The sequence below is a fragment of the Streptomyces sp. NPDC059695 genome, from assembly GCF_042733785.1.
GTDB lineage: Bacteria > Actinomycetota > Actinomycetes > Streptomycetales > Streptomycetaceae > Streptomyces.
In genome coordinates this window covers 14,567-41,262 of the sequence record NZ_JBHWFF010000034.1, presented here as the reverse complement: position 1 = coordinate 41,262, position 26,696 = coordinate 14,567, and the positions used below count along the sequence as shown (strand labels likewise).

The 26,696-nt window shown below is 71.8% G+C and carries 27 protein-coding genes; 12 read left to right on the top strand and 15 right to left on the bottom strand.

Going from position 1 to position 26,696, the window contains the following annotated elements; all coding sequences use genetic code 11:
• The first annotated feature begins 51 nt into the window (after window positions 1-51).
• A complete protein-coding gene (locus ACFV2S_RS31250) occupies window positions 52-1,023 on the top strand; it encodes an ABC transporter ATP-binding protein (protein ID WP_383791292.1) in 972 nt (323 codons plus the stop codon).
• Between the two features lie 18 nt (window positions 1,024-1,041).
• On the opposite strand, the gene ACFV2S_RS31245 is transcribed toward ACFV2S_RS31250, so the two are convergent.
• A complete protein-coding gene (locus ACFV2S_RS31245; RefSeq protein ID WP_385566623.1) occupies window positions 1,042-2,154 on the bottom strand; it encodes an alpha/beta hydrolase in 1,113 nt (370 codons plus the stop codon).
• Window positions 2,155-2,319: 165 nt separating this feature from the next.
• Between ACFV2S_RS31245 and ACFV2S_RS31240 the strand changes: the two genes are divergently transcribed.
• The 6 genes from ACFV2S_RS31240 (at window position 2,320) to ACFV2S_RS31215 (ending at window position 7,150) form a co-directional block, all read left to right on the top strand.
• On the top strand, window positions 2,320-4,167 hold the full coding sequence (locus tag ACFV2S_RS31240; protein ID WP_385566618.1) for a phosphatidylglycerol lysyltransferase domain-containing protein: 1,848 nt from the start codon (window positions 2,320-2,322) through the stop codon (window positions 4,165-4,167).
• A gap of 28 nt (window positions 4,168-4,195) precedes the next feature.
• A complete protein-coding gene (folP, locus tag ACFV2S_RS31235; RefSeq protein ID WP_385566614.1) occupies window positions 4,196-5,056 on the top strand; it encodes a dihydropteroate synthase in 861 nt (286 codons plus the stop codon).
• Window positions 5,053-5,541 (top strand): nuclear transport factor 2 family protein, encoded by a 489-nt coding sequence (locus ACFV2S_RS31230; protein ID WP_383791302.1) that lies wholly within the window; start codon window positions 5,053-5,055, stop codon window positions 5,539-5,541. The genes folP and ACFV2S_RS31230 overlap by 4 nt, the downstream gene beginning before the upstream one ends.
• A 121-nt stretch (window positions 5,542-5,662) precedes the next feature.
• A complete protein-coding gene (gene folB, locus ACFV2S_RS31225) occupies window positions 5,663-6,022 on the top strand; it encodes a dihydroneopterin aldolase (protein WP_116160313.1) in 360 nt (119 codons plus the stop codon).
• Window positions 6,019-6,618, top strand: a complete 600-nt coding sequence (gene folK / locus ACFV2S_RS31220; RefSeq protein ID WP_385566606.1) for a 2-amino-4-hydroxy-6-hydroxymethyldihydropteridine diphosphokinase — start codon at window positions 6,019-6,021, stop codon at window positions 6,616-6,618. Before folB ends, folK begins: the two co-directional genes overlap by 4 nt.
• A gap of 49 nt (window positions 6,619-6,667) precedes the next feature.
• Complete coding sequence (locus ACFV2S_RS31215; RefSeq protein WP_385566603.1) at window positions 6,668-7,150, top strand: DUF3180 domain-containing protein; 483 nt, start codon at window positions 6,668-6,670, stop codon at window positions 7,148-7,150.
• A gap of 21 nt (window positions 7,151-7,171) precedes the next feature.
• On the opposite strand, the gene folE is transcribed toward ACFV2S_RS31215, so the two are convergent.
• From folE to dacB, 6 genes are all read right to left on the bottom strand, one after another.
• Window positions 7,172-7,777: a GTP cyclohydrolase I FolE gene (gene folE / locus ACFV2S_RS31210; protein ID WP_383791310.1), complete on the bottom strand. Its 606-nt coding sequence runs from the start codon at window positions 7,775-7,777 to the stop codon at window positions 7,172-7,174.
• A gap of 98 nt (window positions 7,778-7,875) precedes the next feature.
• The gene (gene ftsH, locus ACFV2S_RS31205) at window positions 7,876-9,894 is read right to left on the bottom strand and encodes an ATP-dependent zinc metalloprotease FtsH (RefSeq protein WP_385566597.1); all 2,019 of its coding nucleotides are present in this window, start codon (window positions 9,892-9,894) and stop codon (window positions 7,876-7,878) included.
• 171 nt (window positions 9,895-10,065) lie between these two features.
• Window positions 10,066-10,605 (bottom strand): hypoxanthine phosphoribosyltransferase, encoded by a 540-nt coding sequence (gene hpt, locus ACFV2S_RS31200; protein ID WP_030219931.1) that lies wholly within the window; start codon window positions 10,603-10,605, stop codon window positions 10,066-10,068.
• A gap of 41 nt (window positions 10,606-10,646) precedes the next feature.
• A complete protein-coding gene (tilS, locus tag ACFV2S_RS31195) occupies window positions 10,647-11,645 on the bottom strand; it encodes a tRNA lysidine(34) synthetase TilS (RefSeq protein WP_385566593.1) in 999 nt (332 codons plus the stop codon).
• 208 nt (window positions 11,646-11,853) lie between these two features.
• A complete protein-coding gene (locus tag ACFV2S_RS31190) occupies window positions 11,854-12,993 on the bottom strand; it encodes a zinc-dependent metalloprotease (protein ID WP_385566589.1) in 1,140 nt (379 codons plus the stop codon).
• Between the two features lie 59 nt (window positions 12,994-13,052).
• Complete coding sequence (gene dacB, locus ACFV2S_RS31185; RefSeq protein WP_385566585.1) at window positions 13,053-14,474, bottom strand: D-alanyl-D-alanine carboxypeptidase/D-alanyl-D-alanine-endopeptidase; 1,422 nt, start codon at window positions 14,472-14,474, stop codon at window positions 13,053-13,055.
• Between the two features lie 102 nt (window positions 14,475-14,576).
• Between dacB and ACFV2S_RS31180 the strand changes: the two genes are divergently transcribed.
• Together ACFV2S_RS31180 and ACFV2S_RS31175 are read left to right on the top strand one after the other, a co-directional pair.
• A complete protein-coding gene (locus ACFV2S_RS31180; protein WP_024758444.1) occupies window positions 14,577-15,068 on the top strand; it encodes an inorganic diphosphatase in 492 nt (163 codons plus the stop codon).
• Window positions 15,069-15,183: 115 nt separating this feature from the next.
• Entirely contained in the window at window positions 15,184-16,836 is a 1,653-nt protein-coding gene (locus ACFV2S_RS31175; protein ID WP_385566581.1) for a threonine/serine exporter family protein, read from the top strand.
• Between the two features lie 9 nt (window positions 16,837-16,845).
• On the opposite strand, the gene ACFV2S_RS31170 is transcribed toward ACFV2S_RS31175, so the two are convergent.
• Window positions 16,846-17,547, bottom strand: coding sequence for a DedA family protein (locus ACFV2S_RS31170; protein WP_385566576.1), 702 nt, complete (start codon window positions 17,545-17,547; stop codon window positions 16,846-16,848).
• A gap of 150 nt (window positions 17,548-17,697) precedes the next feature.
• Between ACFV2S_RS31170 and ACFV2S_RS31165 the strand changes: the two genes are divergently transcribed.
• Complete coding sequence (locus ACFV2S_RS31165; protein WP_383795533.1) at window positions 17,698-18,066, top strand: YbjQ family protein; 369 nt, start codon at window positions 17,698-17,700, stop codon at window positions 18,064-18,066.
• Between the two features lie 18 nt (window positions 18,067-18,084).
• On the opposite strand, the gene ACFV2S_RS31160 is transcribed toward ACFV2S_RS31165, so the two are convergent.
• The gene (locus ACFV2S_RS31160) at window positions 18,085-18,846 is read right to left on the bottom strand and encodes a MerR family transcriptional regulator (RefSeq protein ID WP_385566573.1); all 762 of its coding nucleotides are present in this window, start codon (window positions 18,844-18,846) and stop codon (window positions 18,085-18,087) included.
• 161 nt (window positions 18,847-19,007) lie between these two features.
• On the opposite strand from ACFV2S_RS31160, the gene ACFV2S_RS31155 reads away from it, so the two are divergent.
• On the top strand, window positions 19,008-20,282 hold the full coding sequence (locus ACFV2S_RS31155; RefSeq protein WP_385566569.1) for an ion channel protein: 1,275 nt from the start codon (window positions 19,008-19,010) through the stop codon (window positions 20,280-20,282).
• A gap of 44 nt (window positions 20,283-20,326) precedes the next feature.
• Here ACFV2S_RS31155 and ACFV2S_RS31150 read toward each other — a convergent pair whose 3' ends face one another.
• The 6 genes from ACFV2S_RS31150 to ACFV2S_RS31125 form a co-directional block, all read right to left on the bottom strand.
• A complete protein-coding gene (locus ACFV2S_RS31150) occupies window positions 20,327-21,091 on the bottom strand; it encodes an ABC transporter permease (RefSeq protein WP_385566564.1) in 765 nt (254 codons plus the stop codon).
• Window positions 21,088-22,038 (bottom strand): ATP-binding cassette domain-containing protein, encoded by a 951-nt coding sequence (locus ACFV2S_RS31145; protein ID WP_385566559.1) that lies wholly within the window; start codon window positions 22,036-22,038, stop codon window positions 21,088-21,090. The genes ACFV2S_RS31150 and ACFV2S_RS31145 overlap by 4 nt, the downstream gene beginning before the upstream one ends.
• A gap of 93 nt (window positions 22,039-22,131) precedes the next feature.
• A complete protein-coding gene (locus ACFV2S_RS31140) occupies window positions 22,132-22,746 on the bottom strand; it encodes a PadR family transcriptional regulator (RefSeq protein ID WP_385566554.1) in 615 nt (204 codons plus the stop codon).
• Window positions 22,747-22,828: 82 nt separating this feature from the next.
• A complete protein-coding gene (locus tag ACFV2S_RS31135; RefSeq protein WP_385566549.1) occupies window positions 22,829-23,371 on the bottom strand; it encodes a DinB family protein in 543 nt (180 codons plus the stop codon).
• 88 nt (window positions 23,372-23,459) lie between these two features.
• Window positions 23,460-24,917, bottom strand: coding sequence for an aldehyde dehydrogenase family protein (locus ACFV2S_RS31130; RefSeq protein ID WP_385566545.1), 1,458 nt, complete (start codon window positions 24,915-24,917; stop codon window positions 23,460-23,462).
• Window positions 24,918-24,979: 62 nt separating this feature from the next.
• Window positions 24,980-25,852 carry a helix-turn-helix domain-containing protein gene (locus tag ACFV2S_RS31125; RefSeq protein WP_383795514.1) on the bottom strand — a complete coding sequence of 291 codons (873 nt, stop codon included), beginning with the start codon at window positions 25,850-25,852 and terminating at the stop codon, window positions 24,980-24,982.
• Window positions 25,853-26,192: 340 nt separating this feature from the next.
• Here ACFV2S_RS31125 and ACFV2S_RS31120 point away from each other — a divergent pair, with 340 nt between their 5' ends.
• Window positions 26,193-26,690 carry an ATP-binding protein gene (locus tag ACFV2S_RS31120; protein WP_385566540.1) on the top strand — a complete coding sequence of 166 codons (498 nt, stop codon included), beginning with the start codon at window positions 26,193-26,195 and terminating at the stop codon, window positions 26,688-26,690.
• The last annotated feature ends 6 nt before the right edge of the window (window positions 26,691-26,696 follow it).

Here is a 26,696-nt window from a genome sequence, read left to right as displayed (position 1 = left end):
GCAACACGCCCTTCACACACCCCCACCGCCCAGGGGCCAGAATGGGGAACCATGATCCGGTTCGAGCACGTGACCAAGCGGTACGACGACGGCACCACGGCCGTCGACGACCTCTCCTTCGAGGTCGCCGAGGGCGAACTCGTCACCCTGGTCGGCCCGTCCGGCTGCGGCAAGACGACCACGATGATGATGGTCAACCGGCTCGTCGAGCCGACCTCGGGCCGCGTCCTCGTCGACGGCGAGGACATCGCGGACGTCGACCCGGTCGCCCTGCGCCGCAAGATCGGATACGTCATCCAGCAGGTCGGGCTCTTCCCCCACCGCACGGTCCTCGACAACACCGCGACCGTCCCCGCCCTCCTCGGCTGGAAGAAGGCCGCCGCACGCGCGCGTGCCGCCGAACTCCTCGACCTCGTCGGCCTCGACCCGGCCGTCTACGGCTCGCGCTACCCCGCCCAGCTCTCCGGCGGGCAGCGCCAGCGCGTCGGCGTCGCGCGCGCCCTCGCCGCCGACCCGCCCGTGCTCCTCATGGACGAGCCCTTCGGCGCCGTCGACCCGGTCGTCCGCGAGCGCCTGCAGAACGAGTTCCTCGCGCTCCAGGCCACCGTCCGCAAGACCGTCCTCCTCGTCACCCACGACATCGAGGAGGCCGTCCGCATGGGCGACCGCATGGCCGTCTACGGGCAGGGACGCATCGAGCAGTTCGACACGCCCGCCACCGTCCTCGGCACCCCCGCCACCCCGTACGTCGCGGACTTCGTCGGCAGCGACCGGGGCCTCAAGCGGCTCGCGGTCACCCCCGTCACCGCGACCGACCTCGACCCGTGGGCGAAGGACGCCGAAGCCGCCACGGACGGCGCCCCCTCCCCCGTGCCCCTCGGAACCTCCCTCAAGGACGCCCTCGCCGTGCTCCTCCAGCACGACACCGGCCGCCTCACCGTCACCGGCGACGACGGCCGGCCCGTCGGCGTCCTCACCCCGGCGGGCGTCCACCGCGCCCTGCGCCGGGCGTCGGCCGGATGAGGCCGCCCGGGGCGCCCGTCAGGACGCGCTGAGCTTCCCGCCCATCCAGACCAGGCCCGGCGCGAGCTCCCTGTTCCACGTGTTGAAGTTGTGGCCGCCGCTGTCCAGCACGATCGACGAGACCTCCGCCGGGCTCTTCACCTTCTCGATGAACTGCCGCGTGCCCTTCAGGTTGCCCTCGCCCCGCTTCGACGACGTCACCAGGAACGACGTGCTGCCCTGCCGCCCGTGGTCCAGGCTCCACAGCAGGTCGCCCCGCCTGCGCAGCGCGTCGTCCCCGTGGAACAGGTCCCCGGTGGTGACGTCCTCCGCCGCCTTGTAGTACGCGGAGAAGCCCGCGCCGGCCGCGAAGCGGTCCGGGTGGTGGAGGGCGATCTTCAGCGCGCAGTAGCCGCCCGTCGAGTTCCCCATGAAGCCCCAGTTCCGCGGCTTCGTCCCCACCCGGTACATCCCCGAGACCGCGTTCGGCAGGTCCTCCGAGAAGAAGGTCTCCGTCTTCGGGCCCCCCGGGACGTCCACGCACTCGGTGTCCCGCGGCGGCGCCACCGTCGGGCGCAGCATCACGAGGATCATCGGCTGCATCCGTCCCTCCTTCGCCTGGAGGTACGCCGCCTTGGGATAGTTCAGCCCCTTGAGCAGGTTCTCGGCCGTTCCCGGGTACCCCGTGAGCACCACGGCCGCCGGGAACGTGCGCTTCGCGTACCGGGCCTGGAAGTACTCCGGAGGCAGGTACACGTACGCGGGCGAGGCGATCCCCGACCGCTCCCCCGCCACCACGACCTTCTGGATCTGCCCCCCGACCGAGGGACGTCCGCCGCCCGGCACGTCGAGCGTCTGCGTCCCCACCACCCGCACGTCCTTCGAGCCGGCCGCGTGGTCCACGACCACCCCCATCTCCTGCTCCTGACCGAGCAGGTCGGCCCACGAGCCGTAGAACAGGAACGACCGGTTCGCCGCGAGACCCACCGCCGCGAACAGCGCCACCTGGGTCACGAGCAGCAGCCCCACCCGGCCCACGACCGGCCGCCAGCCCCGCCGGGCGAGCCTCGGCCACATCCAGACCGTGGCCAGGAACAGGGCCACGGCCAGCGCCACGGCCGACACGAGGACTTTGTCGCTGGTGAGACCCATGAGACGACCGAGCCTTCTTTCCGAGATTTTCCTGTGGACGAATGAACCCGGCCCCGTACGCCGCCGTCATAGAAGGCGCACCAGCCGGAACGGCCCGCCGAACGCGCCGCAGGGCCCGACCGGAGTCAAAGACCCTGCGCGGGACCACGGGAAGTACGGGAAGCCATGTCTGTCACGGTAGATGGGGACAAATCGGGATTGGTTCCGATTCGGATGCGGCGGATTCTCCGCGGCCCCCGCCCCGAGAACGTCCCGGCCCTCGTCGGCACGGCCGCCACCCTCGTCGGCCTGATCGACATCGCCGCGGGGGTCTTCCCCCGCTTCCGCGTCAGCCGCATGCACGCCGTCGCCGAAGTCCTCCCCGGCACCCTCGGCCCCCTCTCCGCCGCGCTCTCCCTGAGCGCCGGCGTGCTCCTCCTGCTCCTCGCCCACGGCCTCAAGCGGCACAAGCGCCGGGCCTGGCGCGCCGCCGTCGTCCTGCTCCCCCTCGGCGCCGTCGCCCAGTTCGTCTGGCGCCACTCCGTCCTCGGCGCCCTCCTCTCCCTCGTACTCCTCACCCTCCTCGTACGCCACCGGAGTGAGTTCGCCGCCCTCCCCGACCCCCGCAGCCGCTGGCGGGCCCTCGCCAACTTCGTCGTCATGGGCGCCGGATCCATCGCCCTCGGCCTCGTCATCGTCAGCGCCCACCCCCGGCGCGTCGTCGGCAGCCCCAGCCTCGCCGACCGCCTCGAACACGTCCTGTACGGACTCCTCGGCATCGAAGGCCCCGTCGCCTACACCAAGGGCGTCGACTGGACCGTCGGCTACTCCCTCGGCGCCCTCGGCATGCTCACCGCCCTCACCACCATCTACCTGGCCTTCCGCCCCGAACACCCCGCCGCCCGCCTCACCGACGACGACGAGACCCGGCTGCGCGCCCTCCTCGACCAGCACGGCGGCCGCGACTCCCTCGGCCACTTCGCGCTCCGCCGCGACAAGGGCGTCGTCTTCTCCCCCAGCGGCAAGGCCGCCGTCTGCTACCGCGTCGTCTCCGGCGTCATGCTCGCCAGCGGCGACCCCATCGGCGACGTCGAGGCCTGGCCCGGCGCCATCGAACGCTTCATGGACGAGGCCAAGGCCCACTCCTGGACCCCCGCCGTCATGGGCTGCTCCGAGACCGGCGGCCAGGTCTGGACCCGCGAGACCGGCCTCGACGCCCTGGAACTCGGCGACGAGGCGGTGGTCGACGTCGCGGATTTCTCCCTCTCCGGCCGGGCCATGCGCAACGTCCGCCAGATGGTCAAGCGGATCGAACGCAACGGCTACACCACCCAGGTCCGCCGGGTCCGTGACCTCGACGACGAGGAACTCGAACGCGTCCGCCGCGCCGCCACCGACTGGCGCGGCACCGACACCGAACGCGGCTTCTCCATGGCCCTCGGCCGCATCGGCGCCCCCGGCGACGGCGACGCCGTCATAGCGACCGCCCACAAACCCGACGACGCCGACGGCCCGGAGTCCCCCTACGGCGACCTCAAGGCGATCATCCACTTCGTGCCCTGGGGCCCCGACGGCATGTCCCTCGAACTCATGCGCCGCGACCGCTCCGCCGACCCCGGCATGAACGAGCTCCTCATCGTCGCCGCCCTCCAGGCCTCCCCCGGCCTCGGCATCGAACGCGTGTCCCTCAACTTCGCGATGTTCCGCGCCGCCCTCGCCCGCGGCGAGAAGATCGGCGCGGGACCCGTCCTGCGCATCTGGCGCGGACTCCTCGTCTTCCTCTCCCGCTGGTTCCAGATCGAGTCGCTCTACAAGTTCAACGCCAAGTTCCGGCCACGCTGGGAACCCCGCTTCGTCGTCTACCGCAAGAGCCGCGACCTCCCCCGCATCGGCTTCGCCGCCATGCAGGCCGAAGGCTTCGTGAACCTCTCGCTGCCCCGCCCCTTCACCCGCAGGCGCCCCGCCCCCGCACCCCGCCCCTGCGCGCACATCGTGCCCTCCCCGGCGGCCGACCGAGAGGTCCGCGCGGCCTGATATCACCCCTGGGCCCTACGCTGGACACATGAGTACGACGATCGACCGGGGCACGGCCCGGGGCCTGCCGGAGTGGGACCGCTGCGCGGTCATGGGCGTGGTCAACGTGACCCCCGACTCCTTCTCCGACGGCGGCCGCTGGTTCGACACCACGGCCGCCGTCAAACACGGCCTCGACCTGGTCGCCGAGGGCGCCGACCTCGTCGACGTGGGCGGCGAGTCCACCCGCCCCGGCGCCACCCGCGTCGACGAGGAGGAAGAGCTCCGCCGCGTCGTCCCCGTCGTCCGCGGCCTCGCCGCCGAAGGCGTCACCGTCTCCGTCGACACCATGCGGGCCAGCGTCGCCGCCCGCGCCGTCGAGGCCGGCGCCGTCCTCGTCAACGACGTCAGCGGCGGCCTCGCCGACCCCGGCATGGTCCCCGCCGTCGCCGCCGCCGAGGTCCCCTTCGTCGTCATGCACTGGCGCGGCTTCAGCGACAACATGAACAGCCTCGCCGTGTACGACGACGTCGTCGGCGAGGTCGTCACCGAACTCCGCGCCCGCATGGAGGCCGTCGTCGACGGCGGCGTCGCCCCCGAGCGGATCGTGATCGACCCCGGCCTCGGCTTCGCCAAGCTCGCCCCCCACGACCTGGCTCTCGTCGCGCACCTCCCCGAGCTCCGCGCCCTCGGCCGCCCCCTCCTCGTCGCCGCCTCCCGCAAGCGGTTCCTCGGCCACGTCCTCACCCGCGAGGGCGCCACCCCGCCCCCCGCCCGCGAGCGCGACGCCGCCACCGCCGCCGTCTCCGCCCTCGCCGCCCACGCGGGCGCGTGGGCCGTCCGCGTCCACGAGGTACGGGCCACCGCCGACGCCGTACGGGTCGCCAGGGCCGTCGAGGGAGCCGCGTGAGCCGCACGGACCGCGAAGCCGACGAGGCAGCCGTAGAAGCCGCCAACACCGCCTTCTACGAGGCCATGGAGACCGGCGACTTCGAGCGCCTCTCCGCGCTCTGGCTCGACGACGGGGCCACCCCCATCACCTGCGTCCACCCCGGCTGGCCCGTGCTCACCGGCCGCGGCGAGGTCCTCCGCTCGTACGCCCTGATCATGGCGAACACGGACTACATCCAGTTCTTCCTCACCGACCTGCGGATCTCCCTCGCGGGCGACACCGCGCTCGTCACCTGCACCGAGAACATCCTCAGCGGCGGCCCCGCCGAGGACGGCGCCGAACTCGGCCCCCTCGTCGGCCAGCTCGTCGTCGCCACCAATGTGTTCCGCCGCACACCCGGAGGCTGGCGGGTCTGGTCCCACCACGCCTCCCCGGTCCTGGGCGACACCGAGGAGACGGGCGGTCCCGAGGACGGCACCGAGGCTTCGAATCCACCCGCCTGACGCGCCTCCGACCCCCCAAGGGCAAGCGCTGTCGGTCCCCGCAGGTAGATTCGAAGTGGACACCCGGCCGTCCGCACCCGGCTGCGTGGCCACCCGAACTACGACAGCAGGAGTGATTCGCGTGGATCGTGTCGCGCTGCGCGGCCTCAAGGCCCGGGGCCACCACGGCGTCTTCCCCAAGGAGCGCGAGGAGGGCCAGACCTTCATCGTGGACCTGGTCCTCGGCCTGGACACCCGCCCGGCGGCCGCCGAGGACGACCTCACGAAGACCGTCCACTACGGCATCGTCGCCGAAGAGGTCGTGGACGTCGTCCAGGGCGAGCCCGTCGATCTCATCGAGACCCTCGCCGAGCGCATCGCCCAGCAATGCCTCAGCCACGCCGGGGTACAAGAGGTGGAAGTCGTCGTCCACAAGCCGGACGCACCCATCACCGTGCCCTTCGACGACGTGACCATCACGATCACCCGGAGCCGACGATGAAGCCGACGCAGAGCGACCCCACCGTCCAGCCCGTGCCCGCGTCCGTCGTCGAGACCGTCGACGCCGCCGACACGACCCTCTCCAACCCCCGCTGGGCCGTCCTCGCCCTCGGCGCGAACCTCGGCAACCGCCTGGAGACCCTCCAGGGCGCCGTCGACGCCCTCGGCGACACCCCCGGCCTCCGGGTCAAAGCCGTCTCCCCCGTCTACGAGACGGCCCCCTGGGGCGTCGAGCCGGGCAGCCAGCCCTCCTACCTCAACGCCGTCGCCCTCGTGAAGACGACGCTGCCGCCCTCCTCCCTCCTGGAGCGGGCCCACGCCGTCGAGGAGGCCTTCCACCGCGTCCGCGAGGAGCACTGGGGCGCCCGCACCATCGACGTCGACATCGTCGCGTACGCGGACGTGGTCTCCGAGGACCCCGTCCTCACCCTCCCGCACCCCCGCGCCCACCAGCGCGCCTTCGTCCTCGCCCCGTGGCACGACGTCGACCCCGAGGCCCTGATCCCCGGCCACGGCCCGGTGGCCGAGCTCCTCGCCGCCCTCGGCCACGAAGGCGTCACGCCCCGTGCCGACCTGGAACTCCACCTCCCGGAGTAGTCGTTACGCTCGTGCCAGACCGCCCCCGCGACGACACGAAGGACATCCGGTGAAACAACTGCGGCTGAAGGTGCTCACCGGACTGTTCCTCGTGGCCGGAATCCTCTCGTGGGGTGCCGCCCGGCTCTGGGACGCGGTCGGCACCCTCCCCAGCGTGCCGATCGCCGCGCCCATCGTCCTCGCCGTGATCGCCGTCGTCCTCACCGCGACCGCCCTGTCGATCCGCGTCCGCCTCAAGGCCCAGCGCGAGCGCCGCCCCGGCGCCAAGGGCGTCGAACCCCTGATGGCGGCCCGCGCGGTGGTCTTCGGCCAGGCGAGCGCCCTGGTCGCCGCCCTCGTCGCCGGCATGTACGGCGGCACGGGCGTCTTCCTCCTCGGCTCCCTCGACATCCCCGCCCGCCGCGACCAGGCCCTCTACGCGGCCCTCTCGGTCGCGGCGGGCGTCGCCGTCGTCGCCGCCGCCCTCTTCCTGGAGCGGGTGTGCAAGCTCCCCGAGGACGACGACGAAGGCCCGGGCAAGGCCCGGGCCTGAGGTACCGCTCCGCCGTACGGCTCAGCGCGCCATGATGAGGCTCATCGCCTCGGCGCGGGTCGCGGGGTCGCGCAGCTGACCGCGGACCGCCGAGGTGATCGTCTTCGCGCCCGGCTTGCGGATGCCCCGCATCGACATGCACATGTGCTCGCACTCGAAGACCACGATGACGCCGCGCGGCTCCAGGATCTCCATCAGCGAGTCCGCCACCTGCGTGGTGAGCCGCTCCTGCACCTGGGGACGGCGGGCGTACACGTCCACCAGCCGGGCCAGCTTCGACAGACCGGTGATCTTGCCCGTGGTGGACGGGATGTACCCCACGTGGGCGACCCCGCGGAACGGCACGAGGTGGTGCTCACACGTCGAGTACACCTCGATGTCCTTGACCAGCACCATCTCGTCGTGGCCCAGGTCGAACGTGGTCGTCAGGACGTCCTCGGGCCGCTGCCACAGGCCCGCGAATATCTCCTTGTACGCCCGCGCCACCCGCGCCGGCGTCTCCTGCAGGCCTTCGCGGTCCGGGTCCTCACCGACCGCGATGAGGAGCTCCCGCACGGCGTTCTCGGCGCGCTTCTCGTCGAACTCGCCGATCCTGCCCTCACCGTCCAGCGTCACCGGGTCGGTCATCTCTGCCTCGTTCCGTCTGCATGTGTGCGCGCGAAAGAGCCGCGCCCCCACAGGCTAGAACCTGAGGGGGCGCGGCATCCATTCCGGGTCCGGGGAGGTCAGTCCTCGGGGTTGTCCACCGGGGCGATGTCGATGCCCTTGGTGGTGTCCACGGTCGGGGTCGCCGAGCCGTTCGCGCTGTTCGTCAGGGCGAGCTCCTTGGGGGAGAGCACCGGCGGACGCGTGGACGGGGTGCGGCGGCTGGAGCCGGTCCAGGCCGGGCGGGCCGGGCGCTTGACGATGGGGGTGAAGATCTCGGCGATCTCCTCCTTGCCCAGCGTCTCCTTCTCCAGGAGGGCGAGGACCAGGTTGTCGAGGACGTCGCGGTTCTCGACGAGGATCTCCCAGGCCTCGTTGTGCGCGGTCTCGATGAGCTTCTTGACCTCTTCGTCGACCAGCGCCGCGACCTCTTCCGAGTAGTCGCGCTGGTGCGCCATCTCACGGCCGAGGAAGGGCTCGGTGTTGTCGCCGCCGAACTTGATGGCGCCGAGCCGCTCGGTCATGCCGTACTGCGTGACCATCGCGCGGGCCGTGCCGGTGGCCTTCTCGATGTCGTTCGCGGCGCCCGTGGTCGGGTCGTGGAAGACGAGCTCCTCGGCCGCGCGCCCGCCCAGCATGTACGCCAGCTGGTCGAGCATCTCGTTGCGCGTGGTCGAGTACTTGTCCTCTTCCGGGAGCACCATCGTGTAGCCCAGGGCGCGGCCGCGGGACAGGATGGTGATCTTGTGGACGGGGTCGGCGTTGGGCGAGGCCGCCGCGACGAGGGCGTGGCCGCCCTCGTGGTACGCGGTGATCTTCTTCTCCTTGTCCGACATGATCCGGGTCCGCTTCTGCGGGCCCGCGACCACACGGTCGATCGCCTCGTCCAGAGCCTTGTTGTCGATCAGCTTCTGGTCGCTGCGGGCGGTGAGGAGCGCCGCCTCGTTGAGGACGTTGGAGAGGTCCGCGCCGGTGAAGCCGGGGGTGCGACGGGCGACGGCGCCGAGGTCGACGTCCGGGGCGACCGGCTTGCCCTTCTGGTGGACCTTGAGGATCTCCAGGCGGCCCTGCATGTCCGGGCGGTCGACGGCGATCTGCCGGTCGAAGCGGCCGGGGCGCAGGAGCGCCGGGTCGAGGATGTCGGGGCGGTTGGTCGCCGCGATCAGGATGACGCCGCCCTTGACGTCGAAGCCGTCCATCTCGACGAGGAGCTGGTTGAGCGTCTGCTCGCGCTCGTCGTGACCGCCGCCGAGGCCGGCGCCGCGGTGGCGTCCGACGGCGTCGATCTCGTCGACGAAGACGATCGCCGGGGCGTTGGCCTTGGCCTGCTCGAACAGGTCGCGGACCCGGGAGGCGCCGACACCGACGAACATCTCGACGAAGTCGGAGCCGGAGATCGAGTAGAACGGCACCCCGGCCTCGCCGGCGACGGCGCGCGCGAGGAGCGTCTTGCCGGTTCCGGGCGGGCCGTAGAGCAGGACACCCTTGGGGATCTTGGCGCCGACCGCCTGGAACTTCGCGGGCTCCTGGAGGAACTCCTTGATCTCGTGGAGTTCCTCGACGGCCTCGTCCGAGCCGGCGACGTCGGCGAACGTGGTCTTCGGCGTGTCCTTGGTGATGAGCTTCGCCTTGGACTTGCCGAACTGCATGACGCGGGAGCCGCCGCCCTGCATCTGGTTCATCAGGAAGAGGAAGACGACCACGATGAGGACGAAGGGGAGGAGCGAGAGCAGGATCGAGACGAAGGGCGACTGCTTCGTCGGGGAGACGGTGTAGCCCTTCTCGATCTGTCCGGCCTCGAACTTCTCCTGGAGCTTGTCGGCGAGGTCCGCGCCCTGGGTGCCGATGTAGCTGGCCTGGACCTTGTCGCTCTTGTTGATCTTCTGACCGTCGATGAGATCGATCTTGATGATCTGCTCGTCACCGGTGGTGAGCTTTGCCTGCTTGACCTGGTTCTTGTCGATCGCCTGGACGACCTGGCCGGTGTCCACCGTCTTGTAGCCCTCGGACGAGCCGACGACCTGCATCAGCACGACCACGGCGAGGACGGCCAGCACGATCCACATGACCGGCCCACGGAAGTATCGCTTCACGTCCATCCATACGGAGCGAGAACGCCCCGTCCCTCCTGCCCGTAGGAAAATGCTGCTGTGAGAGCTGCTGTGTGAAAAAGCTGTTCTTCGGACGGTACCTCAGCATCGTCGCCCGCGACCGCCTTCCCGTGGTTCAACGGAGGGAAGGCGGTACGGGTTCCCCGCGAGGACGGGGTCTCAGCCGCCGTAGACGTGCGGGGCGAGCGTGCCGACGAACGGAAGGTTCCGGTACTTCTCGGCGTAGTCGAGGCCGTAGCCGACGACGAACTCGTTGGGGATGTCGAAGCCGATCCACTTGACGTCGATCGCGACCTTCGCGGCCTCCGGCTTGCGCAGGAGGGTGCACACCTCGAGGGAGGCGGGCTCGCGGGAGCCGAGGTTCGACAGCAGCCACGACAGGGTCAGGCCGGAGTCGATGATGTCCTCGACGATCAGGACGTGCTTGCCCTTGATGTCGGTGTCGAGGTCCTTGAGGATCCTGACGACGCCCGAGGACTGGGTGCCGGCGCCGTAGGAGGAGACGGCCATCCAGTCCATGGTGACGGGGGTGGAAAGGGCGCGAGCCAGATCCGCCATCACCATCACGGCGCCCTTGAGGACGCCGACGATGAGCAGGTCCTTGCCCGCGTATTCCGCGTCGATCTTCGCGGCCAGCTCTGCCAGCTTGGCGTCGATCTCTTCCTTGGTGATGAGCACCGACTGGAGGTCGGTGCCCATGTCCTTCTCGTTCACCCGGGTCACTTTCGTTGCAGCGTGCGTCAGCCTTGCCGGATGACCAGTCTGCCACCCTGACGGCGCGCTTCGACGCGTCCGGGCAGGTTGATGGCCCCCTGGCCGCGCCAGCCGGTGATGAGCCGGTCGACTTCCTCGATGTGCCGGGCGAAGAGCGAGCCGGCCGGGGCGCCCTCGGCGATGACGGCGCGGCGCAGGACGCGGCGGCGTACGGCGGGGGGCAGCCCGAAGAGCTTGGCGCATTCGAGGGCGCCCGCCTCGTCCCGTACGGCGGTCTCCGCGTCGGCGGCCCACGTGTCGAGGGCGTCGGCGTCGTCGCGGGAGAGCTGGGCCGTTCGGGCGAGGGCTTCGACGACGCCCTTGCCGAGGGCCTTCTCCAGGGCGGGGAGGCCCTCGTGGCGGAGCCGGGAGCGGGTGTAGGCGGGGTCGCTGTTGTGCGGGTCGTCCCAGACGGCGAGTTCCTGCGCGATGCAGGCCTTGCGGACGGTCTGGCGGTCGAGCTGGAGGAACGGGCGCCGGTAGCGGCGGGAGGTTCCGGAGACGGCGGCCATGCCGGAGAGCGAGCGGATGCCGGAGCCGCGGGCGAGCCCGAGGAGGACGGTCTCGGCCTGGTCGTCCCGGGTGTGGCCGAGGAGGATCGCGGCGGCGCCGTGGCGCTCGGCGGCGGCGTCCAGGGCGGCGTACCGGGCGTCGCGGGCGGCGGCCTCGGGGCCTCCCTCGCGGCCGACGGTGACCGTGACGGACTCGACGGGGGCGAGGCCGAGGGCGGTCATGCGTCCGGCGACCTCGGCGGCCCGGCTGTCGGAGCCGTCCTGGAGGCCGTGGTCGACGGTGACGCCGCCGGCGCGCACGGGAAGTTTGCGGGCCTCGAAGGCGAGGGCGGAGGCGAGCGCCATGGAGTCGGCGCCTCCGGAGCAGGCGACGAGCACCAGCGGCGCTTCGCCGGTGGTGTGTTCGGTGATGACGTCGTGGAGTACGCGGCGGACCGCCAGGCGTATCGCCGCGACCGCAGGATGGGGACCCATGTCCGGTGCCCTTCGTGATGGGGGTGGGGTGCCTCGGTCGGAGTCTTAACGGTCGGAAAGGGGGGTTCGGTCACTCAGAGTGCGTCGATGGTGACAGAAACCCGGCCGTTACCCGAGCATTGCACGCCTCACCCCATGCCAAGGGTCCCTCGGATGGGTGATTGGCGGGGTCTTCTCACGTGTTCTGGTGCCGTGTGCCGCACCTGTCTCAGGAGTCTGCCTTACGGTGCACCCTCGCGATCCACTCGGCGGGCGCCGCGATCTCGGTCTTGGTGGGGAGCGTGTTGGGCGAGGTCCAGACGCGGTTGAAGCCCTCCATGCCGACCTGGTCCACGACGGCGCGGACGAAGCGCTCGCCGTCGCGGTACTGGCGGAGCTTGGCGTCGAGGCCCAGGAGCCTGCGCAGGGCCAGGTCGAGGCGGGAGGCGCCGCGGGCGCGGCGGGCCTGGAACTTCTCGCGGATCTCGGCGACGGAGGGGACGACCTGGGGGCCGACGCCGTCCATGACGTAGTCGGCGTGGCCTTCGAGGAGCGACATGACGGCGGTGAGGCGGCCGAGGATCTCGCGCTGTTCGGGCGTCTGGACGAGCTCCACGAGGGAGGGGGAGGGCTCGCCCTCCTCGCCCTCGGGGCGTCCGCCGGTGAGGGCCTGGGCGGCTTCGCGGAGGCGTTCGACGACGGTGCCGGGGTCGACGTCGGTGGCGGCGAGGAACGACTGGATTTCGCCCTGGAGATGGTCACGTAGCCAGGGGACGGCGGTGAACTGGGTGCGGTGGGTCTCCTCGTGGAGGCAGACCCAGAGCCGGAAGTCGTGCGGGGAGACGTCGAGTTCGCGTTCGACGTGGACGATGTTGGGGGCGACCAGGAGCAGCCGTCCGCCGCCGTTCGCCCCGGCGGGGAGGTCGCGGGTGGCGGGGGCGAAGGTCTCGTACTGGCCGAGGATGCGGGAGGCGAGGAAGGACAGCAGCATCCCGAGCTCGACGCCGGTGACCTTGCCGCCGACGGCGCCGAGGACGCCGCTGCCGGGGGTGGTGGAGCGGCGCTCCTGCATCTTGCCGAGGAGCGGGGTGAGCAGCTCGCGGAAGCCGGCGACGTTGGCCTTGATCCAGCCCGCGCGGTCGACGACGAGGACGGGCGTGTCGTGCGGTTCGGCGCCCTCGGGGATCATCCGGGTGTAGGCGCGGACGTGTTCCTCGGAGGCCTTGGCGTGCCTGCGGAGTTCGGCGACGACCTCGCGGGCCTCGTCGCGGCTGACTTCGGGTCCGGGCCGCACGAGGCGGGTCGCGGTCGCGACCGCGAGGTTCCAGTCGACCATCCCGGATGTGCCTGCGCCACCGATGCTCGTCATGCGTCAACCGTACGGGCTCGGCGCCTGTTCGGTGAGGGTTCGACGGGGGGCGTGTGCGCTCACTTCCGGCCCGCGAGGGCGGCGGAGAGCCGGTCGAGGGCGGGCTGTGCCTCGGACGCGGAGACGGTGCGGCCGGCGAGGAACGCGAAGGCGAGGAGGCGGCCGTCGGCGGTGACGACGGTCCCCGCGAGCGTGTTGACGCCCGTGAGGGTGCCGGTCTTGGCGCGGACGAGTCCGGCGCCGGCCGTGGCGGGGTCGGTGTCGAAGCGGGCGGCGAGCGTGCCGGTGAAGCCGCCGACGGGCAGTCCGGTGAGCAGCGGGCGCAGGGCGGGGCGGGCGGGGTCGGCCGCGCGGGTGAGGAGTCCGGTGAGGAGGGCGGCGGAGACGCGGTCGCGGCGGTCGAGTCCGCTGCCGTCGGCGAAGCGGGCGCCGGCGACGGGGACGCCGAGCCGGGTGAGTTCGTCGCGTACGGCCTTCTCGGCGCCCTGGAAGCTCGCGGGCTGCCTGCGGGCGAGCGCGGTCTGCCGGGCGAGGGCCTCGGCGAGGTCGTTGTCGCTGTTCGTGAGGGTCCGCTCGACGAGGTCGCCGAGGGGTGCGGAGTGCGTGACGGCGAGCGGGTCGGCCCGGGGGGTGTGGCCGGGGGCGGGGTCGCCGGTGACCTCGATCCCGGCCGCGGCGAGGAGGCCGGCGAAGGCGGTGGCGGTGTCGCCGGCCGGGTCGGCGGTGCGGGGGGCGGGGCCGCTGTGGCTGTCGTCGAGGCGGCCTTCGCGGGTCATGAGGGCGACGACGGGGGCGATGTTCTCGTTGGGGCCGATGGGGTGGAGGGCGGGGCCCCGGTAGAGGCTCGTGTCGTAGGAGAGGCGTACGGAGGTGTGGCCGAGGGCCTTGAGGGCGCGGGCGGTGTCGGCGGCGAGGGCCTTCAGGCGGGCCGGGTCGAGCGTGGGGTCGCCGCCGCCGGTGAGCGTGATGCCCTTGCCGTCGGGGGCGGCGGTGACGGTGGTGGCGATGCGGTGCTCGGGGCCGAGGGCGGAGAGCGCGGCCGCGGTGGTGGCGATCTTGACCGTGGAGGCGGGGGTCATGGGGGTGCCGGCGCCCTCGCCGTAGAGCTGCCGGCCGGTGGCCGTGTCGACGACGGAGGCGGTGCGGAGCGGGCCGAGGCCGGGGTCGGCGAGGAGCGGGACGAGGACGGCGGCGAGGTCGGCGCCGCGTCCGGCGGGCGCCGCGGGGGCGGCGGTGGCGGGGGCGCGCAGGGCGGCGAGGACGCCGGGGGCGCTGGGGGCGGGGGCGGGGCGGCGGGGCGCGGCGGGCGCCGGGGGCGGGGCGTGACGCGTGCCACCCGCCGCCGGGGCGGCGGCGCGGGCCCGCTCGGCCGTACGCTGGCCTCCGTCCCACGGTCCGGCCGCGGTCGCCGCGACGGCCGCCAGGACGAGACCGAGGGCGGCGGAGCCCGCCGTGAGCTGCCACGTCCTCGGCTCCGGCATTGCTGACCAGCCCCTTTCGCGATCACACACGTGCGTGAGGGACACTTAATCACCGCGCGTCGTCGCGAGCATTCACTTGTGTTGATTCAGGAGGAGCCACCCGTGGAGTTCGACGTTCTCATCGAGATCCCGAAGGGATCGCGGAACAAGTACGAGGTCGACCACGAGACGGGTCGCATCCGTCTGGACCGTCGTCTCTTCACGTCGACGGCCTACCCGACCGACTACGGCTACGTCGAGAACACCCTCGGCGAGGACGGCGACCCGCTGGACGCGCTCGTCATCCTCGACGAGCCCACCTTCCCGGGCTGCCTGATCAAGTGCCGCGCCATCGGCATGTTCCGCATGACGGACGAGGCCGGCGGCGACGACAAGCTGCTGTGCGTCCCGGCGACGGACCCGCGCATGGAGCACCTGCGCGACATCCACCACGTGGCCGAGTTCGACCGCCTGGAGATCCAGCACTTCTTCGAGGTCTACAAGGACCTGGAGCCGGGCAAGTCCGTCGAGGGCGCCGACTGGGTCGGCCGCGCCGAGGCCGAGGAAGAGATCGAGAAGTCGTACGCGCGCGCCAAGGAGCAGGGCGGCCACTGAGCCCCTGATGCCGTGAGCGTGTGAAGGCGGTGCACCTCTTGGGGTGCACCGCCTTTCGCGTGTCCGTCGCACCTTCATACTGGAATCCAGGATTCCCCGGGGTGAGGCGGAGAGCGTGGTGGCGGAGCCGGACGACGGTGCTCCTGAGGACCGGAAGCCGCAGTCGGACGAGGCGCGGAGCGCGTTCGTCCCGCCGGCCGGGGTGGAGCAGCCCCCACCGCCCGAGGACGAGCACGCGACCTCCGAGTTCGCCCTGCCGCCGGGGCTGGCGCCCGAGCCGCCGCAGGAGCCGGAGGGTTCCGCGTTCGCCCCGCCCGCCACGTACACGGCGAAGAGCTCGCCGCCCGCGTTCACCCCGGCGTACGGGGTGCCGATGGTGCGGCTCTCGCAGGACGCGCCGTGGCAGGACCGGATGCGGACGATGCTGCGGCTGCCCGTGGGTGACCGGCCGGTGCCGGAGGCCCCGCGCAAGGAGGACGAGTCCGGGCCCTCGGTGCCGCGCGTCCTCGACCTGACCCTGCGGATCGGCGAGCTGCTGCTCGCGGGCGGGGAGGGCGCGGAGGACGTCGAGGCGGCGATGTTCGCGATCTGCCGCTCGTACGGTCTGGACCGGGTGGAGCCGACGGTGACGTTCACCCTGCTGTCGGTCACGTACCAGCCCTCGCTGGTGGACGACCCGATCACGGCGAACCGGACCGTACGCCGCCGGGGCACCGACTACACGCGGCTCGCGGCCGTCTACCAGCTGCTCGCGGACATCAACGCGCAGGCGCACGAGGTGACGCCCGAGGAGGCCTACCGGCGGCTCGCGGAGATACGGCGGAACCGGCACCCGTACCCGGGGTGGGTCCTGACGGCGGCGGCGGGCGTCCTGGCCGGTGCGGCCTCGGTGCTGCTCGGCGGCGGTCCGACGGTCTTCTTCGTGGCGGCGCTCGGCGCGGTCCTCGGCGACCGTCTCGCGTGGCTGTTCGCGGGGCGCGGGATGCCGGAGTTCTACCAGTTCCTGGTGGCGGCGATGCCGCCGGCGGCGATGGGGGTGCTCCTGACGCTGCTGCACGCGGAGCTGCGTCCGTCCGCGGTGATCACCGGTGGCCTGTTCGCGCTGATCCCGGGGCGGGCGCTCGTCGCGGCCGTGCAGGACGGCCTGACCGGCTTCTACATCACGGCCTCGGCCCGGCTGCTGGAGGTCGCGTACTTCTTCGTCGCGATCGTGGTGGGCGTGCTGTCGGTGCTGTACGTCGCCGTGCAGTTCGACGCGCAGCTGAACCCCGAGGGGGCGCTGCGGGCGGTGGAGCGGCCGGTGACGCAGATCCTGGCGTCGATGGTGCTGTGCGCGACCTTCGCGATCCTGCTGCAGCAGTCGCGGGCGACGGTGCTGTTCGCGACCCTGAACGGCGGGGTGGCCTGGGTGATCTACGCGTCGATCGCGGTGACCGCCGGGGGCTCGACGGTGATGGCGACGGCGGTGGCGGCCGGTCTGGTGGGGCTCTTCGGGCAGCTGATCGCCCGCTACGAGCACACCTCGTCGCTGCCGTACGTGACGGCGGCGATCGGGCCGCTGCTGCCCGGTTCGGCGACGTACTTCGGGGTGCTCGCGATCGCCCAGAACAATCTGGACCAGGGCTTCGCCTCGCTCGCGAAGGCGGCGGCGCTGGCCCTGGCGATCGCGATCGGCGTGAACCTGGGGAGCGAGCTGGCCCGCCTCTTCATGCAGGCCCCGGGCGCGGCGGCGGCGCGGCGCGCGGCGAAGCGCACCCGGGGTTTCTAGCGTCGGTTCCTACCGCTTGGCGTGGCGGCCGCGGGGGGACTGCGGGTTCGGCGTGCCGGGGGCGTCGTGGTCGCCGCGCGGCGGGTTCTTCTTCGACTGGGAGCGGGCCCGGAGGAGCTCGATCACGACGGGGATCACGGAGATCAGGACGATCCCGACGAGGATCATCTCGATGTGCTGGTGGACGAACTCGACCTTGCCGAGGGAGGCGCCGAGCAGCGTCACGCCCGCGCCCCACAGGACGCCGCCGATGACGTTGAACGTGATGAACGAGCGGTAGTTCATCCCGCTCACACCGGCGACGATCGGCGTGAACGTCCGGACGATGGGGACGAAGCGGGCCAGGATCAGCGACTTCGGTCCGTGCTTCTCGAAGAACTCGTGCGCCTTCTCGACGTTCTCCTGCTTGAAGAGCTTGGAGTCGGGGCGCTTGAAGAGCGACGGGCCGACCTTGCGGCCGAAGAGATAGCCGACCTGGTCGCCGAGGACGGCGGCGGCCACCACCAGGGTGCACACCAGCCACAGCGGCGTGTCCAGCTTGCCGGTGGTGACCAGCAGGCCGGTGGTGAAGAGCAGCGAGTCGCCGGGCAGGAAGAACCCGATGAGCAGGCCGGACTCGGCGAAGACGATGACGAGGACACCGATCAGACCAAAGGTCCCGATCAGATAGTCCGGGTCCAGCCAGCTCGGTCCGAGGGCAAGCGTGTTCACGGGTTCCGGGCTCCTGCGGTGGTGGGGGCTTGGGGGACGGCTGGCCCCAAGCTATCAACGCGGGCCGGAGCCACCCGGTTCCACCCGGTCCCCACGGGATGCGGTCCGGGCCCGCCGGCCCGAGGCTTGGGGGTCAGGAGGTGCATGCCGATGGGCATCGAGGAGTACGGGGGCGGCCAGGGGCCGCACCCCGACGTGCTGGTCGTGACCACGAACGACGTGCCGGGCTACCAGGTCCGGCAGGTGATCGGTGAGGTCTTCGGGCTCACCGTCCGTTCCCGCCATCTGGGCAGCCAGATCGGCGCGGGCCTGAAGTCGATGATCGGCGGTGAGCTGAAGGGACTCACGAAGACCCTCGTGGAGACCCGCAACCAGGCGATGCAGCGCCTGGTGGAGCAGGCGAAGGCGCGCGGCGCGAACGCCGTGCTGATGTTCCGCTTCGACGTGACGGAAGCGGCGGACGTCGGCACGGAGGTGTGCGCGTACGGCACGGCGGTGGTGATCGAGCCGCGCGTCTGAACCCGCCCGCTCCCCCGGTCAGCCCGCCAGGCGCGCGGCGTTCGCCCGGACCGCCTCCCGCAGGTGCTCCGGCAGGCCCGGGTGGATCGACTCGTAGAACGCGTGGAAGTTCTCGTCGGCGACGTACATCTCGGCGAGCTCCACGTGGGTCTTCGGGTGGCACTCGAAGAACCAGGTCGTGAGGTGGCTGCGGTGGGCCTCGGCGAGGTCCATCGCCTCCTCGGACCGGGGGTCCGCGCCCGCGGCCATCAGGTCCGCGTAGGCGGCGCCCCACACGTCGACCTCGTCCTTCATCCGCTGCCATTCCTCCTTGCCGTACGCGGCGGCCCGCGCCCGGGCCCGCTCGTGGGAGTGGGAGCCGCCCCAGCGGCGGGCGGTCTCCTCCGCGAACCGCTCGGGGTCCTTGTCCCCGAAGACCTCGAACTTCTCCTCGGGCGTGAGGTTGATGCCCATCTTCTTCGCCTCCATGGCGTGCTCGTCGGCCGCCGCCATCCTCGTCAGCTCGCCGATCCGCGCGGTCAGCAGCGTGTGCTGCCGCCGCAGGTGCTCCTGCGGGTCGGCGTGCGGGTCGTCGAGGAGGGCCGCGACCTCTTCGAGGGGGAAGCCGAGCTCCCGGTAGAACAGGATCTGCTGGAGCCGGTCGAGGTCCGCGTCGTCGTAGCGGCGGTGTCCCGCCGTGCTGCGGCCGCCCGGTGCGAGCAGTCCGATCGCGTCGTAGTGGTGCAGGGTGCGCACCGTGACCCCGGCGAAGCCGGCCACCTGTCCCACGGAGTAGCCCATCGGCCGTCCGCCCCTCTCTCTGTCGGTACGCCGTTCAGCCTGGGTCCTGACGCGACGTGAGGTGCAAGTCCCGGCCCGGGCGTTGTCCCCGGTTCCCCGCGCCGGGGCCGTTCCGGGACGTTCGGGGTGTTGTGCCGCATTTGCTCACTTATGGTGGGGCGGTGGCCACCGATCATGCTCCGCCTCCCCCGGAGGCGTCCGCCCGGCTCCTCCTCCCCCAGATCCTCCCCGCACTCCTCGTCGGCGTGGGCGCGAGCCTGCTCTTCCTCGGGATCAGCGTCCTCGCGGAGGAGTTCCAGCACGTGCTCTGGAACAACCTGCCGGACGCGCTCGGCATCGGGCGGTACTCCTCCTTCTGGATCATCGTCATGCTCACCGCGACGGGCGTCGCCGTGGGCCTCGTGGTGTGGAAGATCCCCGGACACGCCGGACCCGACCCGTCCTCCGAGGGGCTCGGCGGACCGCCGCACACCCCGGGGATGGTGCCGGGGCTGCTCCTCGCGAGCACCCTCGCGCTGGCCGGCGGCGTCAGCCTCGGCCCCGAGAACCCGATCATCGCCGCCAACATCGCGCTCGCGTACTGGCTCGGCCGCAAGGCCGCACCCGAGACGCCCGGCGCCGCCTGGGTCGCGCTGGCCTCGGCCGCCACCATCGGCGCCCTCTTCGGCACCCCGGTGGCGGCCGCCCTCGTCCTCTCCGAGGCCCTCGCCGGACAGCCGGGCCGCGGCTCCCTCTGGGACCGGCTCTTCGCCCCGCTCGTCGCCGCCGGCACCGGCGCGCTGACCACCCAGCTCCTGGCCGAGCCCAGCTTCGACATCGGACTGCCACCACTGGACGACCCCGGCTTCGGCGACATCGCCGCCGCCCTGGTGATCGCCTCCGCCGCGGCCCTCCTCGGCCTCGCCGCGTGCTACCTCTTCCCGTACGTCCACGCCGTCTACCGGCGGCTGCGGCACCCCATGGTGATGCTGCCCCTCGGCGGCCTCACCCTCGGTCTCCTGGGCGCCGTCGGCGGACACCTGACCCTCTTCAAGGGCCTGGCGGAGACCAAGGAGCTCACCGCCTCGATCGGCAGCTGGTCCTCGGGCGAGCTGCTCAAGCTGGCCGTCATCAAGCTCCTCGCCCTCCTCGTCGCCGCTTCCTGCGGCTTCCCGGGAGGCCGGATCTTCCCCGCCGTCTTCATCGGCGCCTCCTTCGGCCTGTGCGCCCAGGCCCTGGTCCCCGAGGTCCACCCGGCCGTCGCCGTCTCCTCCGCCGTCCTGGGCGTCCTGCTCGCCACCACCCGGCAGGGCTGGATCAGCCTCTTCACCGGCGCCGTCCTCGCCTCCTCCCCCACGATGCTGGCCGTGCTCTGCCTCGCCTCCCTCCCGGCCTGGCTGATCGTCACCGGCCGCCCGCAGCTCGAACTCGACCACGAGGGCCACTCCCTGCACTGATCCCCGCGCCCGGCGCCCCTTCCGCGCCGCCGCCTCCCGCGCCGCTACCTCCCGAGCCGCCCGAACCTCCGTACCGCCAGCGGGAAGAAGACCACCAGCAGCGCCAGCGGCCACAGCACCGCGGCCGTGACGTGCCCCGGCTCCCCTCCCGGACCGCCGAAGAGGTCGCGCACCGCCGTCGCGGTCGCCGACATCGGGTTCCACTCCACGACCGTGCCGAGCCAGCCCGGCATCGAGTCCGGCGAGGCGAAGGCGTTGGAGAGGAAGCCGACCGGCCAGACCAGGATCTGCACGGCCTGCACCAGCTCCGCCTTCCCGGCGACCAGGGCCAGGAAGATCCCGATCCACAGCATCGCGAAGCGCAGCAGGAGCAGCAGCCCCAGCGCCCCGAGGGCGGCCGCGGCGCCGCCGTCCGCGCGCCAGCCCATCGCGTACCCCACGCCGACCATCACGAGCAGCCCCACCGCCGACTGGAGCATGTCGGCGGCCGCCCGCCCCACGAGCACCGCCCCGTCGGCCATCGGCAGGGACCGGAACCGGTCGATGACGCCCTTGTCGAGGTCCCGCGTCACCGCCGTCATGGTGCCTTCGAGACCGAACACCATGGTCAGGGTGAGCATCCCCGGCACCAGGTAGTCCACGTACGCGCCGTCGACGGTCCGCCCTCCGCCGACCAGGTAGCCGAACATCAGCAGCATCATCACCGGGAAGACGAGCCCGACGAGGACCTGCACCGGCTGCCGCGCCCAGTGGGCGAGTTCACGCCGGGTCATGGTCCAGCAGTCGCCCGCCACGTGCGTCGCGCTCATGCCGCCACCTCCTCGGACCGCGCCGTCAGGAGCAGGAACACCTCGTCCAGGGTCGGCCGCCGCAGGGCGATGTCCTCCACCTCGACGCCGGCCTCGTCGAGGGCCCGGAGGGTCTCGGCGAGCGTGGCCGTCCGGTCCGTGACCGGTGCGCTCAGCCGCCGCGCGTCCGCGTCCACGCGCACCTGGGCCCTCGGCACGGGCAGCAGCCCGGCCGCCTCGTCGAGCCGTGCCGCGTCCCGGACGACGACGTCGACGCGGTCGGCGCCCACGCGCGCCTTGAGCGCGTCGGGCGTGCCGTCGGCGACGACCCTGCCCCGGTCCACGACCGAGATCCGGTCGGCGAGCCGGTCGGCCTCCTCCAGGTACTGCGTGGTGAGCAGGACGGTCGTGCCCCCGCCGACCAGCGAACGCACCGAGTCCCAGACCTCCATGCGCCCCCGCGGGTCGAGTCCGGTGGTCGGCTCGTCGAGGAAGAGCACCTCGGGCTCGGTGATCAGCGAGGCCGCCAGGTCGAGGCGCCTGCGCATGCCGCCGCTGTACTGGCGGACGGGCTTGCGGCCGGTGTCCGCGAGGCCGAAGCGCTCCAGGAGCTCGTCGGCGCGCGCGCCGGCGCCCCGGGCGCCCAGGTGGTGGAGCCTGCCGAACATCTCCAGGTTCTGCCGGCCGCCCAGCTCCTCGTCGAGTGCGGCGTGCTGTCCGAGCAGCCCGATCCGCCGCCGCACCTCCCGGGCCCCGGTCCGTACGTCGTGGCCCGCGACCCGCACGAGGCCCTCGTCGTGCCGCAGCAGGGTGGCCAGGATCCGTACGGTCGTGGTCTTGCCCGCGCCGTTGGGGCCGAGCAGGCCGTGGACGGTCCCCCGTCCGACGGCCAGGTCGAGCCCGTCCAGGGCGCTCTTCTCCCCGTAGCGCTTCCGCGCGCCCTCCACCAGGACCGCTTCCGATGTCATCCGTCTTCCTCCCGCACGTAGCCACTGGTCAAATTTGATTAGCCGCCGACGACGGAGGACGGTATGCCCTGCTCAGGCATTAATCAAACTTGATTAGCTCGCATACGGGTTCTCCTCGCCCTCCGCGAGCACCCCCACGAACGGGTCACCCTCGCCCGCGAACACGTACGCACCGCCCTCGATCCGCTCGATCAGGCCGAGCGTCCACTCCTTGCCGGCGTCCGCCGAGTGGACCCACATGTGCATGATCTCGCCGATGTGCCCGAGCTGCCCCGGGCCGCCCTCCGGCGTGTAGTACTCCGTGACCGCCACCCGCCACTCGTCGAGCGCCCGCACCCGCCGCCGCAGCAGCTCCGCGGCCTCCTCGCGGGGCAGGTCCACCATGAAGCCGATGGCCGCCGACAGGACGTCCGTCTTCTGGTCGTACGTGGTCAGCGCCTCGCGCAGCAGCGCGAAGTACTCCTCGGTGCCGCGTTCCGTCAGCTCGTACTCGACGCGCGGCGGTCCGCCCACGGCGCTCGGCGCGACCTCGTGCGCGTGCAGCAGTCCCTGCTTCGCCATCTGCTTCAGCGCGTGGTAGATCGAGCCGGGCTTGGCGTGGGACCACTCGTGCGCGCCCCAGTACTCCAGGTCGTTGCGCACCTGGTAGCCGTGGGCGCGGCCGTGCTGCTTGACCGCGCCCAGGACGAGAAGTCGGATCGCTGACATGACTCGATGCTAGTCAGCCTTGACTACGCACCGCCGCCGTGCCCCGATGTCGGTCGGCGCGGCAAGATCCGAAAGAGACGGCCTAGGCGAGGGCCCTCTCCTCCGCGATCAGGTCGAAGGAGCCCTTGCCGTCCAGGGACTCGCGGACGATGTCCGCGTGGCCCGCGTGCCGTCCCATCTCCTGGACCAGGTGCAGCAGCATCCAGCGCACCGACACGCGCCCGTCCACCGGGAACCAGGGCGCGGTCGGCAGCGGGAAGGTGTCGTCCAGGCTCGGCGCCGAGCGGACGAATTCCTCGGTCTGCTTCGCCACGTCCGCCCAGAAGGCGAGGACCTCGGGGATCGTCTCGCCGTCCACGAGCCGGAAGGCGTCGCCCCAGGTCTCCTCCGTGCGCTGGCGCTCGTTCGGCTGCTCCTGGGCCAGCCGCAGCCAGTTGAGCTCGACCTCGGCGACGTGCTTGACCAGCCCCGAGAGGCTGAGCTCGCTGGCGCTGGGGCGGCTCGCCGCCTGCTCCTCGGTGAGACCGAGGAGCGAGCGGCGGAGCGCGGCGCGCTGGGCCTCGACGAAGTTCAGGAACGCGCCGCGCTCGTCGCCGTGGGCCTCCGTGGGAACAAGGGCAACCATGATCTCCGCCTTACGTAGCTGTGGCTTCTCCGACAACCACCACGCTACGGACCCTTGCGGACACCTTCTGTCCGCAAGGGGATGCGGATCAGAACGGGAAGCGGCTGCGGCCGTGCTGGATCGAGATCCACTTCTGGGTGGTGAAGGCGTCCACCATCGCCTCGCCGTTGAGGCGCCCGATGCCCGAGTGCTTCTCGCCGCCGAAGGGCACGATCGGCTCGTCGTGCACGGTGCCGTCGTTGATGTGGATCATGCCGGTGTGGATGCGCCTGGCGACCCGCACGCCCCGCTCGACGTCCCCGGTGTGGACGGCGCCGCTGAGCCCGTACGGGGTGTCGTTGGCGATCCGTACGGCCTCCTCCTCCCCGTCGAAGGGGACGATCAGGGCCACCGGGCCGAAGATCTCCTGGCTCAGGACCGGGGAGTCGGCGGCGATGCCGGTGAGGACGGAGGGGGAGACGAGGTTGCCGTCGACCGTGCCGTGCAGCAGCGCCGTCGCGCCGGCCGCGACCGTCTGGTCGACGACCGAGGAGACGGCCTCCGCCTGCTGGGAGTTGATGAGGGGGCCGATGTGGGTGGCGGGGTCGGCCGGGTCGCCGACGCGCAGGGTCTTCACCTTCGCCACGAACTTCTCGGTGAACTCCTCCTCCAGTGTGCGGTCCACCAGGATGCGGTTGGCGGCCATGCAGACCTGGCCCTGGTGCACGAAGCGGCTGAAGACCGCCGCGTCCACCGCGTAGTCGACGTCGGCGTCGTCGAGGACGATCAGGGCGCTGTTGCCGCCGAGTTCGAGGACGGCGTGCTTGAAGTTCTGCGCGCAGACCGTGGCGACGTGCCGGCCGACCTTGTCGGAGCCGGTGAAGGAGATGACCTTCGGGACCGGGTGGGTCAGGAGCGCGTCGCCGATCTCGGCGATGTCCGTGACGACGACGTTGAGCAGCCCGGCCGGCAGCCCGGCCTCCTCCAGGACCTTCGCGACCAGCGTGCCGCCGCAGATCGGGGTGTTCTGGTGCGGCTTGAGGACGACGGCGTTGCCGAGCGCGAGCGCGGGCGCGACCGACTTGATGGAGAGGAGGAAGGGGAAGTTGAAGGGGGAGATGACGCCGACGACGCCGACCGGGACGCGGTAGACGCGGTTCTCCTTGCCGTCGACCGGCGAGGGCAGGATGCGGCCCTCGGGGCGCAGCGCCAGCTGGACCGCCTCGCGCAGGAACTCCTTGGCGAGGTGCAGCTCGAAGGCCGCCTTGAGGCGGGTGCCGCCGAGCTCGGCGACGATCGTCTCGGCGATCTCCTCCTCGCGGTCCTCGACGATCCGCAGCGCGCGCTCGAAGACGAGCCGGCGGGTGTACGGGTTGGTCTCGGCCCACGCGGTCTGGGCGCGCTCGGCGGCCCGGTAGGCGCGGTCGACCTCACCGGCGGTGGCGACGGTGAGGGAGGCGAGCTTCTCCCCGGTGTACGGGTTGAAGTCGATGATGTCCCACGAGCCGCTTCCGGGCTTCCACTCGCCGTCGATGTACTGGTGGGCCAGGTCGGTGAAGTGCGACATGGATGAGACCCCTCTACCCGCTACCTGCAGTGCGACTGATGTGGCGTCATCGTACTGATGTATCAGGAGAGTTGAAGGAGACCTCGGAGAAGGTCCCGGCTTTCGGCCGGATCGGGTCCGTCCTTCTGCAGCTTCTCCATCACCCGCTGGTACTGGGCGACCTCCTCGCGCTTGTCGAGGTAGAGGGCGCTGGTGAGCTGTTCGAGGTAGACGATGTCGGAGAGGTCGGACTCGGGGAAGCTCAGCATCGTGAAGGCGCCGCTCTCGCCGGCGTGACCGCCGAAGCTGAAGGGCATGACCTGGAGCGTGACGCCCGGGTGCTCGGAGATCTCGATCAGGTGCCTCAACTGCCCCCGCATGACCGCCCGGTCGCCGTAGGGGCGGCGCAGCGCGGCCTCGTCGAGGACGGCGTGGAACTGCGGGGCGCGCTCGGAGACGAGGACCTTCTGGCGCTCCAGGCGCAGGGCGACCCGGCGGTCGATCTCGGCGGGCGGGGCGTCGGGCATGCCCCGGGTGACGACGGCCTGGGCGTAGGCCTCCGTCTGCAGCAGGCCGTGGACGAACTGCACTTCGTAGACGCGGATGAGGGAGGCGGCGCCCTCCAGGCCGACGTACGTCTGGAACCAGCCCGGCAGCACGTCGCCGAAGCTGTGCCACCACCCGGCGACGTTGGCCTCGCGGGCGAGCCCGAGGAGCGAGCCGCGCTCGGCCTCGTCCCCGACCCCGTAGAGGGTGAGCAGATCCTCGACGTCCCTGGCCTTGAAGCTCACCCGTCCCAACTCCATGCGGCTGATCTTGGATTCGGACGCGCGGATGGAATACCCGGCCGCCTCGCGGGTGATCCCGCGCGACTCGCGCAGCCGCCTCAGCTGGGAGCCCAGCAGGATGCGCCGCACCACACTCCCGCTCGCTCCGCCCGATTCGCCTGCGGTCACGGCTCTTCGCCTCCCCTTTACGGTGTCGAGCCCCCGTCGAGCCCCGGATTCTGCCATCAAACGCTTCAGCGCGTACACATTCGATTACGGAAAGGCGGCGACTTCCGGGCATCGGCGCGCACATCGCGGGCACAGTGGGTGCGGATCCGGGGAAGTTCCCCTCATCGTGTGGCCGACTTATGCACAGATTCGGCGCGTGGACGGACAGGTCCGGCGCGTGCACGTGCATCTGCCCTTGCATCCAGTGCACGCATTCGGAACCATGGAGCCCGCGCAGCCGCGTACTCGTTCGTGTTGTCGTGTTGTCGCACCACAGTCGCGATTCCCGGGAGTGCCTCGCATGGGGACGAATGGATCGACCGTGCTCGAGCCGTTACGGCAGGGCCTGCCGCCGATCGATCCCGGCGCCGTCTCCACCTCCGCCTCCTGCGCCCTGCCCGCCCGGTACGAAGCCGTGCGCGGGGCCCGCAAGTTCACCAGCAACACGCTCGACCGCTGGGAGCTGACGGAGCGTTTCGACGACGTGGCCCTGGTCGTCTCCGAGCTCGTCACGAACGCGCTGCGTCACGCGGTGCCCGCCGACGCGCCGCAGGAGGAAGGCCAGAACCCGCCGGTCCGGCTGCACCTGATGCGCTGGGCCTCGCGCCTGGTGTGCGCCGTGCGCGACCCCAGCCGCGAGAGCCCGGAGGCGCGCGGCGGCGAGGAGGACTTCGCCGCCGAGTCGGGGCGGGGTCTGTTCCTGGTGGACTCGTTCAGCGACGGCTGGGGCTGGCACCCGCTCGCCGGGACGCTCCAGGGCAAGGTGGTGTGGGCGCTGTTCCGGATCGGACCGGAGTAGCGCCGA